Genomic DNA, 13,606 nt, shown 5'->3' with positions numbered 1-13,606 from the left:
AGCGTTTGGTATTAGACTGGTATCACCATGACGTCCGCCACCCACACCCGGTCCAGCGCAGCGGCACAAGCTGTCTCTGCAGTGCGCTTCCTTGTCGGCGTTGACGGCGGTGGCACCGGTACGCGACTGCGCCTGACTGGTATCGATGGCCGCCTGCTCGGTCAGGGCGACAGCGGCCCTTCGGCCCTGGGTCAGGGCGTTGAACAAGCCTGGGTTCATATCCAGCTGGCACTGCAGCAGGCCTGCCAGCAGGCGGGCATTGCCAGCCTTGATCTATCTGAATGCGCCATCGGCCTGGGCCTCTCTGGCGCGGGCTTGACCGATGCTGTGGCCGAGTTCATCGCGACGCAGCCGGGCTATGCCCACGTCAAGCTCGACAACGATGGCTACACCACCGTGCTCGGTGCTCACGCAGGTCAGCCCGGCGCGGTCATTGCTTCGGGCACCGGCTCGGTCGGCGAGGCCGTGCGCCGCGATGGCAGCCGTGTGTGCATCGGTGGTTGGGGCTGGGTGATCGGCGACGAGGGCAGCGGTGCCTGGCTGGGCCAGAAGGCCATGCGCCACGCCCACCAGGCTCTCGATGGGCGCGCCGAGAGCGGGCCGCTGGCGCGCGCCATCTGGGCCAAATGCGGCCGTGACCGCGAAACCCTGCTGGCCTGGTGCGCCAGCGCTGGCCAGCACGGCTATGCCGGCCTGGCGCCGCTTGTGTTCGAGCATGCCGACACCGACCCCGCCGCGCAGACCTTTGTCAACGAAGCAGTGGCTGAGCTCGAAAAGCTTGCCGCCGCGCTGGACCCCTCCGGCGACCTGCCTATGGCGCTGTGCGGCAGCATTGCCTTGCGCCTGGGGCCGCTGTTCTCGCCTTCCTTGCGCCAGCGCTGCGTGCCGCCTCAGGGCGACTCGGCGGCCGGTGCCTTGCTGATGATTCGTCGCGCTATTTCCGAAATGGGTCGTCCATGAGCAACAACAAACTGCCCTTCCAGTTCAAACCGGATCCGCAGGCGGCTTCCCCGCTTTACATGCAGCTGGCGCACAAGTTGGCGCAGGCAATCCGCGAAGGCCAGTACCACGCCGACGAAGCCCTGCCTTCCGAGCGCGTCCTGTCGGAATCGCTGGACCTGTCGCGCGTCACCGCCCGCAAGGCGATTGACCGCCTGGTGGAGCAGGGGCTGATCGTGCGCAAGCGCGGCTCGGGCAACTACATCGCGCCGAAGCTGGAGCAGCCGCTGTCGCGCCTGACCAGCTTCTCGGAAGAACTGCATCAGCGCGGCTTCAAGCCCAGCTCGCGCTGGCTGACTCGCGGCTTCTCGCTGGCCGCGCCGGACGAACAACTGTCGCTCGGCCTGACCACCGGCGAGCGCGTCGCGCGACTGGAGCGCCTGCGCCTTGCCGATGAAGTGGTGATGGCCTACGAGGTCAGCGTGCTGCCGGCCTCCGTCTTGCCCGATCCGCAGAAGGTCGACGCCTCGCTCTACACGTATCTCTCCAAGCATGGCGGCGCACCGGTGCGTGCCTTGCAGCACATTCGCGCCATCAATGCCGACCCCAAGCTGGCGGGCCTCCTGCAGGTGCCGGTGGGCCAGGCCGTGCTCTTCATCACCCGCGTGGGCTATCTCGATGGTGGCCAGGCGGTGGAGCTGACGCACAGCTACTGCCGCAGTGACTACTACGACTTCGTCGCAGAAATGAGGCGCGAAGGATGAGCGTGATGCAGGCGATTGATGGTCACATCCTGACGCCGCAAGGCTTTGTGCGCGGCACCCTGGAGCAGCAGGACGGCCGTATCAGCCGCATCGCTGGCCAAGCAGTGAGCGAGGCCGAGGTGCGCGCCAGCAGCCTGCCCATCGTGCTGCCCGGCTTCATCGACATCCATGTGCATGGCGGCGGTGGCCGCGACACGATGGAGGGCGGCGACGCGGCACGCGAGATGTCGCGTCGCCATGTGCGCCACGGCACGACCTCGATGCTGGCCACCACGATGACCGCGCCGCTGGAAGACATCCGCAATGCGCTCACGGCGCTCGGGCCCCTGTGCAAGGCGCGCGACCCGCAAGGCGCGCGCGTGCTCGGCGTGCACCTGGAAGGCCCGTACATCAATCCCGGCAAGCTGGGCGCACAGCCCGACTTCGCCAAGGACGCCAGCCTCACCGAAGTGCGCGCACTGAACGAGCTGGCACCGATCAAGCTGATCACGCTGGCGCCCGAACTGCCCGGCATGGTGGAGCTGATCCCCAAGCTGGTCGAGGCGGGCTTTCGCGTGCAGATCGGCCACACGGCCGGCACCTATGAAGACGGCGTGGCCGCCTTGCACAAGGGCGCACGCGGCTTCACGCACCTGTTCAACGCGATGAGCGGCCTGCATCACCGCGAGCCCGGCATGGTCGGCGCGGCGTTGGCGCATGCGCGCTATGCCGAGATCATTCCGGACCTGCTGCATGTGCATCCGGGTGCGATCCGCGTGGCGATGCGCTCCATCCCCTGCATGTTCTGCGTCACCGACTCGACGGCGGCCGCGGGCATGCCTGATGGCGAGTACAGGCTCGGCCGCCACACGGTCACCAAGTGCATGGGCGGCGTTCGCCTGCCCGACGGCACCTTGGCCGGCAGCACGCTGACGATGGACCAGGCGCTGCGCAATCTCGTGTTCCAGTTGGGCCTGGAAATTGAAGACGCTTCGCGCCGCGTGTCGGCGAACGCGGCGGAATACATGGGTCTGGATGACCGCGGCCAACTGGTCGTGGGCGCCTGGGCGGATCTGGTGGTGATGGACCGTGAATTGCAGATGCAGCGCGTGGTCGTTGAAGGAGAAGAAATTGACTACGCGAATGCTTGAAGAGTGCCTGAGCGCACCTGCCGCCGTGGCGCGCCAGCTGGCCGCTGACCAGAATGCCTACGCAGCCCTCGGTGAGTCGCTGCGCGAGCTGCCGCCCGGCTCGCTCCTGACGGTGGCTCGCGGCAGTTCTGACCACGCTGCCCACTACATGGCTTACCTCATGATGGCGCGTCTCGGCCGCCTGGTCACCTCGCTGCCAATGTCGCTGGTGACGCTCTACCAGAGCAAGATCGAGTGCAAGGGTCTGGTGTCCTTCGCGTTCTCGCAGTCGGGCCAGAGCCCCGACCTGGTTGCACCGCAGAAGTTCTTCCGCGAAGGCGGTGCGCGCACGGTGGCATTCGTCAATGCGGCAGGTTCGCCGTTGGCCGAGGCCAGCGAGCATGTGTTCGGCCTGCATGCCGGTCCGGAGCAGAGCGTGGCTGCCACCAAGAGCTACATCGCCCAGCTGGTTGCCGGCGCGCGCGTGGTGGCTGCCTGGCAAGGTGATGAAGACCTGTCGGCCGCGCTGCAGCAACTGCCTGCGGCGCTGGAAGAAGCGGCGCGTCAGGACTGGAGCGTGGCTGTCGATGCGCTGAAGGACGCTGATCGCCTGTTCGTGATCGGCCGTGGCACTTCGCTGCCCATCGCGCTGGAAGCGGCCCTGAAGTTCAAGGAAACCTGCGGCATCCAGGCCGAAGCCTTCTCGGGCGCCGAAGTGAAGCATGGTCCGATGGCCTTGGTCGAGGAAGGCTATCCGCTCCTGGTGTTCGCACCGCGCGGCCCGGCGCAAGCTGGCCTCTTGGCCCTTGCCGAAGAAATGCGTGGCCGTGGTGCCCGCGTGCTGCTGGCCGCACCCGCCGGCACGCCTGGCGCCGAGCTGCCTCTGAGCTGCACCGGCAATGAAGACCTGGACCCGATTGCCGCGGTGCAGAGCTTCTATCCCATGGTCGAGGCGCTGGCGCGGGCACGTGGCCTGAACCCGGATCAGCCGCGCCATCTGGCCAAAGTCACGAAGACACACTGAGGTTGTCGATGAGCCAGTTCCCTGTTCATCCTGGCCAGTTGGTCATGGTCGATATCCCGGGCAAATCGCTCGACGCCGACACTGCAGCCTTCCTGCGTGATCGCAAGATCCGCGCGATCTGCCTGTTCCGCAAGAACCTCGGCACCGAAGACGAGATCCGCCAACTGACCGCCGACCTTCGCGCGGTGATGGGCGACAAGGCCCTGATCGGCATCGACCAGGAGGGCGGTTCGGTGATCCGCGCCACCAGCCTGCCGCAGGCGCCGGCCGCCATGGCGCTGGGCGCGATTGGCGATGAAGCCCTGGCCGAGGCCACCGGTGCCGCCGTGGCCCGAGGCCTGCGCTTTCTCGGCATCAACTGGAACTTCGCGCCGGTGCTTGACATCAACAACAATCCGGCCAATCCGGTGATCGGCGAGCGCAGCTTTGGCGAAGACGCTGAAGGGGTGACTCGCCTGGCTCGCGCCTGGATGCGCGGCTCGCTGCGCGAAGGCGTGGCCTGCTGCGTCAAGCATTTCCCGGGGCATGGCGACACCCATGTGGACTCGCATCACGCGTTGCCCACGGTGGACAAGTCTCTCGCTGCGCTGGAGGCCCTGGAGCTCAAGCCTTTCCGTGCACTGGCATCGGGCCCCGAGGCCGCACCTGCAGTCATGACGGCCCACATCGTCTATCCGCAGCTCGATGGCGAGCATCCGGCCACCTTGTCCAAGCGCATCCTGACCGGCATCCTTCGCGAGAGCATGGGCTTCGACGGCGTGGTGATCACCGATGCCTTGATGATGAAGGCCGTGTTCGAGCGCTACGGCTATGCCCGCGCTTCCGTGCTGGCGCTGCAAGCCGGCGCCGACATGCCACTGGCGCAGGGCTCGCTGGCCGAGCAGGCGGAAGCGATTGACGCCATCGGCGCGGCGCTGGCGGCGGGCGACCTGACGGCCGAGCGCCTGGCGCAATCGGTGGCCCGCCTGGATCGCCTGGCTACGCAGTACCCGCTGAGCCACCGAGACTACGCGGCCAGCGAGCGCGCCGAAGACGACCGGCTGATGCGCGATATCTGGGCCCGCGGCCTGACGGCACTGCGTGGCGCCATGGCGCCGGACCGCGCCGCGCCGCTGCGCGTGATCTGCCAGGCCAGCGTCGCGAGCGACGGCGTGTCCGAAGCGGGGGCTTCGGTCGCTCAGGTGGCTGCGCTGTTCGAAGGCTGGTTCGCCGATGTGGAGTTCAAGCATCTGCCCAATCTGCGCGCGATTTCCGCCGCTGACATTCCGGCCGATGGCCGCGTCAACGTGCTGGTGTCCAACCAGCGCGGCCGCTACCAGGCCAGTGCCGGCTCGGCCCGCCCGGACCTGCATCTGGCGCTCTGGAATCCGTTCCAGGTGCTGGACATCGCCGCGCCGGCGGTGGTCAGCTGGGGTTATGCCGATGGCGCTCTCGATGCGCTGAAGCGCTGGTTGCGCGGCGAGCTGCAGGCGACGGCCAAGCCGCCGGTGACGCTGAACTAGACAGAGCCTTCCCGACGATCACGACAACAAGACAGACGAGGAGAAGAACCATGAGCCAGCAACGTTCGCCCATCACCTGGGTGCCGAGCCTGTACTTCGTGCAGGGCATGCAGTTCTTCGTCGTGATGTTGATCGCGGGCCTGATGTTCAAGAACATGGGTGTGGCCAACGACCAGATCGCCCGCTGGACCGGCCTCCTGGGCCTGGCCTGGGCGATCAAGCCCTTGTGGAGCCCCTTCCTGGAGCTGGCGCGCAGCAAGAAGCTGATCGTCGTGGCGATGCAGTTCACCGGCGCGGCCGGCCTGGCCTTGATGGCCGGTGCGCTGCAGTTGCCGATGTATTTCCAGGCAGCAATTGCGGTGCTGTTCCTGCTGGCGTACGCCTCAGCCACGCATGACATCGCCTGCGACGGCCTCTACATGGCCTCGCTCGATGCGAAGTCGCAGGCAGCCTACGCCGGCTGGCAGGGCGCATTCTTCAACGCCTCGAAGTTCCTCACGCTGGGTGGCCTGCTGGTGCTGGCCGGGCATCTGGAGAAGTCCATCGGCGTGTTCAACGCCTGGTCGACGATCTTCTCCCTGCTGGCCGTCGTGCTGGCGCTGCTGGCGAGCTACAACGCCTGGGCCTTGCCGGGTGCGTTGAACACCGAGCATGCCTCGCTGAGCGCGGCCAGCATCGTGAAGACGCTCAAGGAAGTGATCGTCGACTTCCTCAAGAAGCCAGGCATCTGGCTGGCCATTCTCTTCATCGTGCTGTTCCGTTTTGCCGAAGGCCAGGTGCAGACGATCGGGCCGCTGTTCTTGATCGAGGCTCGCGACAAAGGCGGGCTCGGCCTGACCACCGAGCAGGTGGGTGCCATCTACGGCACGGCCGGCACGGCAGCCTTCCTGGTTGGCAGCATCCTGGGTGGCTACTTCACCTCGTGGCTGAGCCTGAAGCGAGCGATGCCCATCCTGATTATTGCGATGGCGGTGCCCAACGCGGTCTTCTACTACTTGAGCGTGACGCTGCCGACGGACTCGTTCCATATCGGCGCTGCGGTGAGCGTCGAGATGTTCGGCTACGGCTTCGGCTTCGTCGGGATGATTCTCTACATCATGCAGGCCGTGGCGCCGGGCAAGTTCCAGACTGCCCATTACGCGCTGGGTTCGGGCGTGATGCAGCTGGGCTTCATCCTGTCCAAGACCATCAGCGGCGACATTCAGCTGGCGCTGGGCTACCAGCAGTTCTTCCTCTGGACGATTGCCTGTGGTGTGCCGGCCTTCATCCTGATGTTCTTCGTGCGCATCCCGGGTCGCGAGGGCTCGGAGGCTGCGAAGCAGAGCGAAGCAACGGCCAGCGCATGAGGTCCCTATTGCTGGTGCTGCTGCTCGCATCGACGGGCGCACATGCAGCTGCGCCCGAACGCTTGTTCGACGATTTTTCGCAAGCCGATGTCGTCGCGCTGTTCAGCCACGGCTGGACCGCACGCAGCAAGGCCGGCCATCCCGGCGTCGAAGGCGCAAGCTGGAAGGCTGCTGGCCTGAGCCTGGTGGACGACCCGGCGCAAAAGGGCAATCGCCTCCTGCGCCTGAGCGGCCGCACCGATGGCACTGGAGCGGGCACCGAGCAGGCGCAGATCTGCCATCAGCGCAAGTACCTTGAAGGCACCTACGCCGCGCGCATTCGCTTCAACGACCAGCCGTTCAGCGGCATCGACGGCGACCCTGTCATCCAGACCTTCTATGCCGTGGCACCGCTGCGCCACGACTACGACCCGCAGTTCAGCGAGCTGGACTGGGAGTATCTGGCCAATGGCGGCTGGGGCAGCGAGAAGACGCGGCTCTACGGCATCAGCTGGCAGACGGTGCGCATCGACCCCTGGGATGCCCACAATCAGCAGCATGAGGAATTCGGTTCGCTGAACGGCTGGCACACGCTGCAGATGCAGGTGGGCGAGGGCAAGGTGCGCTGGTTCCTCGATGGCCGCGAGCTGGCACGTCATGGCGGCCGCAACTACCCCGTTGTGCCGCTGGCGATCAGCTTCAACCTCTGGTTCTCGCCCGGCGGCCTGCTGGCCAGGAGCGAAGAGCCGCGCCGCTGGCAGCAGGAGGTGGATTGGGTTTTCCATGCGCGCAATGCCCTTCTGAGTCCGGCCGAAGTTGACGCTGCGGTGCAGGACTACCGCCGCCGCGGCGTGTCGCGTGAAGACACCGTGCCGGCCAGCGGGCTCGAGAGCCGCTGCGATTTCTGATCCCTGACTTCTGAAGGCGCCTGATGAGCCGTCGTCTCGATTCGGTCGATGCCCTGCGCGGCCTGAGCGTGGCTGCCATGCTGCTGGTCAACAACCCGGGCGACTGGGGCCATGTGTACTGGCCGCTGGAGCATGCCGCCTGGCACGGCTTCACGCCAACCGACCTGATCTTCCCGTTCTTCCTGTTCATCGTTGGCGTCTCTTCGGCACTGAGTCTTGGCCCTCGCATTGACTCCGGTGCTGCAACGGCGCCGCTGCGCACGGCGGTGCTCGTTCGCAGCGTGCGCATCATCGGCCTCGGCCTCACGCTGCATGCGCTGGCGTGGTGGCTGATGAACAAGCCCGAGTTCCGCGTGATGGGCGTGCTGCAGCGAATCGGCATCTGCTTTGCCTTCGCGGGGCTGGTGACGATCTACCTGCGCCCGCGCATGCAATGGGCCTTGTTCACGGTGCTGCTCGCTGGTTATGGCGCCTTGCTGCATGGCGACGCGACCCTCGAGAAGTTGGGCGGCCTTGCGCAACGCATCGACACTGCCGTGCTCGGCCGCTTCGCCTATGAGTGGGATGCAGCGAGCGGCGTGGCCTTCGATCCGGAAGGGCTGCTCTCCACGCTCGGTGCGCTGGCCACCTGCGTGTTCGGCCTGCTTTGCGGCCATCTGCTGCGGCGCGGGCAGACCGTGAACCTGCTGGGCGCCGGCGTGCTGGCTGCCGCCCTGGGACTTGCCTGGTCGGCATCGTTGCCGATGAACAAGCAGTTGTGGACATCCTCCTTTGTGCTCTGGACCGGTGGCCTGGCCGCGCTTGCACTGGCCGCGGTCCATGTCTGGGTTGACCAGAAGGGCGGGCATCCTTGGGGCCGCGCTTTCGGCCTGAACGCCATTGCCGCTTATGCCGGTGCATGGATGTGCGCCGTGCTGCTTGAAGGCTTCGGCTGGATGACACCCATCTATGCCAAGGGCTTCGGTTGGCTCGCACCACTCGTTGGCCCCTACGGCCAGTCAGTCGCCTTTGCACTGGTGTTCGTAGCCGCCTGGGCGGTGATCGTGCGCGGGCTGGACAAGCGCCGCATCTACATCAAGGTCTGACCAAGGTCTGGCGACATGACGCCCGCTACAGTTGCGACCATGAGCCTCAATGCCTTCCAGATCCGCATGCCGCCCAACATCCAGTCGGTGCAGGTGGGTGAGCATCAGGTGGTCTTCATCGACGACTTTCTGCAAGACCCGCAGGCGCTTCTCGAGGCTGCCTGCAAGAGCGAGTTCCAGCCTTGCCCGGGCATGAACGAAGGCAAGGGCTACCCCGGCATTCGGGCGCGCGTGCCCGCAGACTACTCAGCCAATCTCACCGCGCTGATGGAGCCGCTGATACGGCTCAATTTCCAGGTCGATGAGTCGCTGAAGATGCGCAAGAGCGATTGCACTTTCTCGCTCACCACGATGAGGCCGGAGGCGCTCGGACCTTTGCAGCGCACGCCTCACTTCGATGCCAGTACGGCGCATCACATGGCAGTGCTGCTCTTTCTCTGCGATGAGAACCACGGGGGCACCGGCTTCTATCGCCACAAGACCACTTGCCTGCAGCAGATCACGGCGGACACCAGCGAGCGCTATCTCGACACCTACTATGCCGAGCTCAACGCCAGCCCACCCAAGCCGCGCTACTTCGATGAGGGCGACGAGCACTTCGAGTTCCTGGGCATGATGCCCGCGCGTTTCAATCGCCTGGTGATCTACCGCGGCAGCCTGCTGCACACGGCCTGCATCAATCCGCAGCGCAGCATCACGAGCGATCCGCGCCGGGGTCGCCTGACGGTCAACACCTTCTACGACTTCTGAGGCCACGAGCAAAAAAAAGCCCGGCGGCTGCCGGGCTTTGAAAGTGATCGAATGGACCTCGATCAGAACTTGGCGCTGAGGCCAATCTTGTAGGTGCGCTCGCCAGAGAAGGACCAGGCCGGGAAGCCTGCCTTCAGCGGGTCCTTGTGCAGCACGTCGGCCGGCAGGCTCGCGTCCATCGCGCCGTACTGGATGTCGTCCTTCTTCAACAGGTTCGTCACGTCCAGGCTCAGCTTGAGGTTCTTGGTGATGTTCCAGCCGAAGCTCGCGTCCAGCGTGCCGTAGCCGTCATGCATGCGGTTGCCGTACCAGTACGAGTTCTCGCGGATCATGTACTTCGAACGCCAGTTGTAGGCCAGGCGAGCGGAGTAGTTCTGGTCTTCGTAGTAACCCACGGCATTGATGTTGTGCTTGGACGACTGGGTGAAGATGCCCAGGTTGTCGGCATAGCTGCTGGCCGGTGCGGTGCCTTCGGTGAAGGTGTAGTTCGCCGACACGCCGAAGCCGTTGCCCAAGGCATGGTTGATCTGCAGTTCCAGACCTTGCAGGCGGCCACCGCCGGCATTCACGAAGCTCTGCACCGTCCAGTTGTCGACCTTGGACTTCGGATCGACCAGGCCGACCTTCTGGTTGGTCAGCACATTGGCGGTGATGAAGTTCGAGATGTCCTTGTTGAAGTAGGTGGCCGAGATCAGGTTGCCCTTGCCGTAGTAGTACTCCAGGCTCAGGTCGATCTGGCTCGACTTCATCGGCTTCAGGCCGACATTGCCCAGCGTCCAGGTTTCGTTGCCGACGCGGTCATCGTTGTAGCCCGACACCGACACGCCAAACATGTTGACGAAGTTCGGGCGGGTGATGGCTTGCGAGGCAGCGGCACGCAGGATCAGGTCGCTGCGCAGGTCGAAGGCGATGTTCAGGCTGGGCAGCACATCGTTGTAGCTGGACTTCTTGACTGCAAAACCACGGCCCCAGTTCTCGTTGCCGGCGTAGTCGCCCGCAGCCAGCGGCGTGCCGTCAAACGCGAAGCCGGTGTTCTTCACATCGGTCGAGATGTAGCGCAGGCCGAAGTTGCCGCGAATCTTCTCGGCTTCGAATTCGAACATGCCGTAAATGGCCTTGTTCTTTTCGTTCAGCTCGCTGAAGGCCGAGCGGTCTTCGATCCAGCCCGAGATGTTCTTGCTGGTGTTGGCCAGCATGGCACCGATGTTCGGACGCGGGATCTCCCAGCTGGCGACGCCGACCTGGCCTTCATAGAGGCTGGCGGTGTTGACCGGGGCGATCGTGGCGTTCCAGACCGGACGGTAGGAGCGCTTCTCGAAGGTGTGGTCAGCCAGGCGGACGCCGGTCTTGAACGAGGTCAGGGCACCCCATGCCAGGTCGAAGGTGGCATCGAGTTGGCCGAACTTTTCCTGGTCCTTGTTGGGGCCGCGCGAGGTTGCCCAGGTTTCCGGCGAGCTGGTCGCAGGCAGGTTGGCGGCGCTGAAGGACTGGTTCGAGGTCGGGCTCAGAACGATCTGCTTGCCGGTGGCGTCGATCGTGCCTTGCCACTTGGCCGGCTTGTCCCACCAGCCGTAGGCGTAGTTGGTCGTCAGCGATGTGCCGCCGTCGGCCTTGGTGTTGCCGACGACGACGTCAAACTTGGCGCCTTCGGTCTGGTAGTGGCCGTCGAAGGTCACGCTGTCCGAAGTCATTTCAGCAGCACGAGCCCAGTTCTGGAAGAACTGGTTCATCAGCGGCTTGGCGGCCGTGGTGGTGCTGTGCAGGCACATGCCATCGGGATTCCAGGGCGACTTGACGGCTGTGTTGCGCTTGTCGCAGTTGGCATCGTGGAAGATGTAGTCGCTGCTGTTGGAGTTGTCGGCCGCCAGCTTGAGCTTCAGGATGTTCAGGCCCATCTCCAGGCCTTGCACCGGCTTGGCTTGCAGCGACAGGTTGATGGCATCGCGCTTGCGGTCTTGCACGAAGGCGGTCGGAGCGATGTCCGACGACCAGCGGCTGTCGGCCTCGATGCCACGGCGGATGTAGGAGCCGTCCGAATGGCCCACGGCGATCAGGGCGCCGAAGGTGCGTGCATCATTCTTGAAGCTGTACAGGCCCGAGATTTCCTTCTCGGCGTCGCTGATCGTGCCCTTGCCGTACTTGATGCTGGCGAAGCCGGTGTTGGCAGGCATTTCCAGCGGCTTGCGGGTGTTGACGATCACGGTGCCGCCGATGCCGCCTTCGGTCAGGTCGGCTTGCGAGGACTTGTAGACCTTCATGCCGCCGATCAGTTCGGAGGGCAGCAGCGAGTAGTTGAACGAGCGGTCGATGTCCAGCTGGTCATACCAGCCGGTCGAAGCGACGGTCTGGCCGTTCAGGGTCGTGTAGGTCATCTGCGGGTCAGAGCCGCGGATCGACACCGTCGCGCCTTGACCGAACGCGCGGCCCACCGAGATGCCCGGGATGCGGCCCAGCGATTGGCCCACGTCCGAGTCCGGCAGCTTGCCGATGTCTTCGGCAGACACGGCGTCCACCACGGCGTTGGCGTTCTTCTTGATGTTGGCAGCCGTCTGCAGCGATGCACGGATACCCGTGACAACCACTTGCTCCAGCTGGGCGGCTTCTTTCTTCGCCGGCTCAGCTTGCTGAGCATGTGCTGCAAACGCGGCAGCAAGCAGGGTGATGGACACCGCTGCGGCGACTGGGGTCTTCTTGACCTTCATATGAACTGCTCCTCGAAATGGCCTGTAGGGATCAATCTCGGCCTGTTGAAACGTGGAACCAACGCATACCAGTTAGGCAAGTGGCATGGGGCTGGCGCCTCCAGGGGACGTGTAAGTGCAACCAATGCCATGCCACTATACTGTTCAGTAGTGCCACTTTGCTACCACTTTTGAGTTCGCGTTTTCCCTTGCGCGTTGCTTTCCCGACGCGAGATGGCGGCAGGATCCCCCTGAAAATGGAGGTGCGCGACTTGCGCAGCCTGGGTTCCTGTGCTTGGTAGTAGATTGGTATGGCCGGTTCTTCTTTGGTCTGCTGCATGCCGGGTGATGGTGGTATTGCTGGCCCGCGCTCCGGGAGGGTGCTCGTGCGACCGAACCTGTGCTGGCCGGCGATCTCTGCTTGTGGGCTGTCCGAGCGCGGAGGTCGTCTTGCTGGCCTTGGGGTGAAATTGCTTTGCTGACCAAAAATGCTGTGCTATAGTCGTGGGCTCGCTTCGGAGGGGTGGCCGAGTGGTTAAAGGCAGCAGACTGTAAATCTGCCCGCTAACGCGTACGCTGGTTCGAATCCAGCCTCCTCCACCAAAGCGAACGTCTCGAACCGGCCCGAAAGGGTGCGATCTTGGCGGCAGGTGTTGCTCCCGGGCGGGAGTAGTTCAATGGTAGAACCTTAGCCTTCCAAGCTAATGACACGGGTTCGATTCCCGTTTCCCGCTCCAGCGATGGGGCAGGTTCTGCGGCAGTAGAAGAAGTCGTCAAAAAGAGAAGTCGTCGGCACCGGTTTGCCGGTCGGTCACCAAGAGGGTGGCCGTCAAACCTGTGTCGATGCCCATGTGGCTCAGTGGTAGAGCACTCCCTTGGTAAGGGAGAGGTCACGCGTTCGATCCGCGTCATGGGCACCACCTCTTTTCTTCCCCCTTGTTGTTTTTGATCTGATCGCCAGGAGCGCAAGATGGCAAAAGGTAAATTCGAACGGACCAAGCCGCACGTCAATGTGGGCACGATCGGTCACGTTGACCACGGCAAGACCACGCTGACGGCTGCAATCGCCACGGTGCTGTCGAAGAAGTTCGGCGGCGAGGCCAAGGCCTACGACCAGATCGACGCGGCTCCTGAAGAAAAGGCCCGTGGTATCACGATCAACACCGCGCACGTCGAGTACGAAACGGCCAACCGCCACTACGCTCACGTTGACTGCCCGGGCCACGCTGACTATGTGAAGAACATGATCACGGGCGCGGCACAGATGGACGGCGCGATCCTGGTGTGCTCGGCCGCTGACGGCCCGATGCCCCAGACGCGCGAGCACATCCTGCTGGCTCGCCAAGTGGGCGTGAAGTACATCATCGTGTTCCTGAACAAGTGCGACATGGTGGACGACGCCGAGCTGCTGGAGCTGGTCGAAATGGAAGTGCGCGAGCTGCTGTCCAAGTACGACTTCCCGGGCGACGACACCCCGATCATCAAGGGTTCGGCCAAGCTGGCGCTGGAAGGCGACACG

At 64.5% G+C, this 13,606-nt stretch carries 11 protein-coding genes and 3 tRNA genes; 13 read left to right on the top strand and 1 reads right to left on the bottom strand.

Translation table 11 applies throughout. The features are described 5' to 3' along the window. Positions 1-27 precede the first annotated feature (27 nt). Genes V3596_RS18820 through V3596_RS18780 form a run of 9 tightly spaced genes read left to right on the top strand, consistent with a single transcriptional unit; the run spans position 28 to position 9,406 of the window. On the top strand, positions 28-960 hold the full coding sequence (locus tag V3596_RS18820; protein WP_334279358.1) for a glucosamine kinase nucleotide-binding domain-containing protein: 933 nt from the start codon (positions 28-30) through the stop codon (positions 958-960). Further along, complete coding sequence (locus tag V3596_RS18815; protein WP_334279357.1) at positions 957-1,703, top strand: GntR family transcriptional regulator; 747 nt, start codon at positions 957-959, stop codon at positions 1,701-1,703. Before V3596_RS18820 ends, V3596_RS18815 begins: the two co-directional genes overlap by 4 nt. Beyond that, positions 1,700-2,833: an N-acetylglucosamine-6-phosphate deacetylase gene (nagA, locus tag V3596_RS18810; protein ID WP_334279356.1), complete on the top strand. Its 1,134-nt coding sequence runs from the start codon at positions 1,700-1,702 to the stop codon at positions 2,831-2,833. The genes V3596_RS18815 and nagA overlap by 4 nt, the downstream gene beginning before the upstream one ends. Further along, positions 2,826-3,836 (top strand): SIS domain-containing protein, encoded by a 1,011-nt coding sequence (locus tag V3596_RS18805; RefSeq protein WP_334279355.1) that lies wholly within the window; start codon positions 2,826-2,828, stop codon positions 3,834-3,836. The genes nagA and V3596_RS18805 overlap by 8 nt, the downstream gene beginning before the upstream one ends. Before the next feature lie 8 nt (positions 3,837-3,844). Beyond that, positions 3,845-5,338: a beta-N-acetylhexosaminidase gene (nagZ, locus tag V3596_RS18800; protein WP_334279354.1), complete on the top strand. Its 1,494-nt coding sequence runs from the start codon at positions 3,845-3,847 to the stop codon at positions 5,336-5,338. Between the two features lie 50 nt (positions 5,339-5,388). Beyond that, a complete protein-coding gene (locus V3596_RS18795) occupies positions 5,389-6,684 on the top strand; it encodes an MFS transporter (protein ID WP_334279353.1) in 1,296 nt (431 codons plus the stop codon). Continuing rightward, positions 6,681-7,571 (top strand): glycoside hydrolase family 16 protein, encoded by an 891-nt coding sequence (locus tag V3596_RS18790; RefSeq protein ID WP_334279352.1) that lies wholly within the window; start codon positions 6,681-6,683, stop codon positions 7,569-7,571. The genes V3596_RS18795 and V3596_RS18790 overlap by 4 nt, the downstream gene beginning before the upstream one ends. A 23-nt stretch (positions 7,572-7,594) precedes the next feature. Further along, complete coding sequence (locus tag V3596_RS18785) at positions 7,595-8,656, top strand: acyltransferase family protein (RefSeq protein ID WP_334279351.1); 1,062 nt, start codon at positions 7,595-7,597, stop codon at positions 8,654-8,656. Positions 8,657-8,695: 39 nt separating this feature from the next. Further along, positions 8,696-9,406, top strand: a complete 711-nt coding sequence (locus V3596_RS18780; protein WP_334279350.1) for a DUF6445 family protein — start codon at positions 8,696-8,698, stop codon at positions 9,404-9,406. A 62-nt stretch (positions 9,407-9,468) separates the two neighbouring features. Here the strand turns inward: V3596_RS18780 and V3596_RS18775 are convergent, their stop codons facing one another. Beyond that, a complete protein-coding gene (locus V3596_RS18775) occupies positions 9,469-12,108 on the bottom strand; it encodes a TonB-dependent receptor (RefSeq protein ID WP_334279349.1) in 2,640 nt (879 codons plus the stop codon). A gap of 496 nt (positions 12,109-12,604) precedes the next feature. Between V3596_RS18775 and V3596_RS18770 the strand changes: the two genes are divergently transcribed. From V3596_RS18770 to V3596_RS18755, 4 genes are all read left to right on the top strand, one after another. Further along, positions 12,605-12,690: transfer RNA gene (locus V3596_RS18770), tRNA-Tyr, on the top strand. 60 nt (positions 12,691-12,750) lie between these two features. Continuing rightward, positions 12,751-12,824: transfer RNA gene (locus V3596_RS18765), tRNA-Gly, on the top strand. A 108-nt stretch (positions 12,825-12,932) separates the two neighbouring features. Beyond that, a tRNA-Thr gene (locus V3596_RS18760) sits at positions 12,933-13,007 on the top strand. Positions 13,008-13,057: 50 nt separating this feature from the next. Beyond that, the coding region (locus V3596_RS18755) for a GTP-binding protein (protein WP_334279348.1) at positions 13,058-13,606 on the top strand (549 nt) is incomplete at its 3' end.

This window comes from Roseateles microcysteis, from assembly GCF_036880965.1.
GTDB lineage: Bacteria > Pseudomonadota > Gammaproteobacteria > Burkholderiales > Burkholderiaceae_C > JAUASW01.
The sequence above is the reverse complement of the archived record's forward strand: the minus strand, read 5'-3'. Positions and strand labels throughout refer to the sequence as shown.

Excerpts from the sequence above, each read along its gene's own strand:
- V3596_RS18775 (WP_334279349.1), bottom strand. The coding sequence starts at position 12,108 with ATGAAGGTCAAGAAGACCCCAGTCGCCGCAGCGGTGTCCATCACCCTG.
- nagA (WP_334279356.1), top strand. The coding sequence starts at position 1,700 with ATGAGCGTGATGCAGGCGATTGATGGTCACATCCTGACGCCGCAAGGC.
- nagZ (WP_334279354.1), top strand. The coding sequence starts at position 3,845 with ATGAGCCAGTTCCCTGTTCATCCTGGCCAGTTGGTCATGGTCGATATC.
- V3596_RS18815 (WP_334279357.1), top strand. The coding sequence starts at position 957 with ATGAGCAACAACAAACTGCCCTTCCAGTTCAAACCGGATCCGCAGGCG.
- V3596_RS18780 (WP_334279350.1), top strand. The coding sequence starts at position 8,696 with ATGAGCCTCAATGCCTTCCAGATCCGCATGCCGCCCAACATCCAGTCG.
- V3596_RS18795 (WP_334279353.1), top strand. The coding sequence starts at position 5,389 with ATGAGCCAGCAACGTTCGCCCATCACCTGGGTGCCGAGCCTGTACTTC.
- V3596_RS18785 (WP_334279351.1), top strand. The coding sequence starts at position 7,595 with ATGAGCCGTCGTCTCGATTCGGTCGATGCCCTGCGCGGCCTGAGCGTG.
- V3596_RS18790 (WP_334279352.1), top strand. The coding sequence starts at position 6,681 with ATGAGGTCCCTATTGCTGGTGCTGCTGCTCGCATCGACGGGCGCACAT.
- V3596_RS18820 (WP_334279358.1), top strand. The coding sequence starts at position 28 with ATGACGTCCGCCACCCACACCCGGTCCAGCGCAGCGGCACAAGCTGTC.
- V3596_RS18805 (WP_334279355.1), top strand. The coding sequence starts at position 2,826 with ATGCTTGAAGAGTGCCTGAGCGCACCTGCCGCCGTGGCGCGCCAGCTG.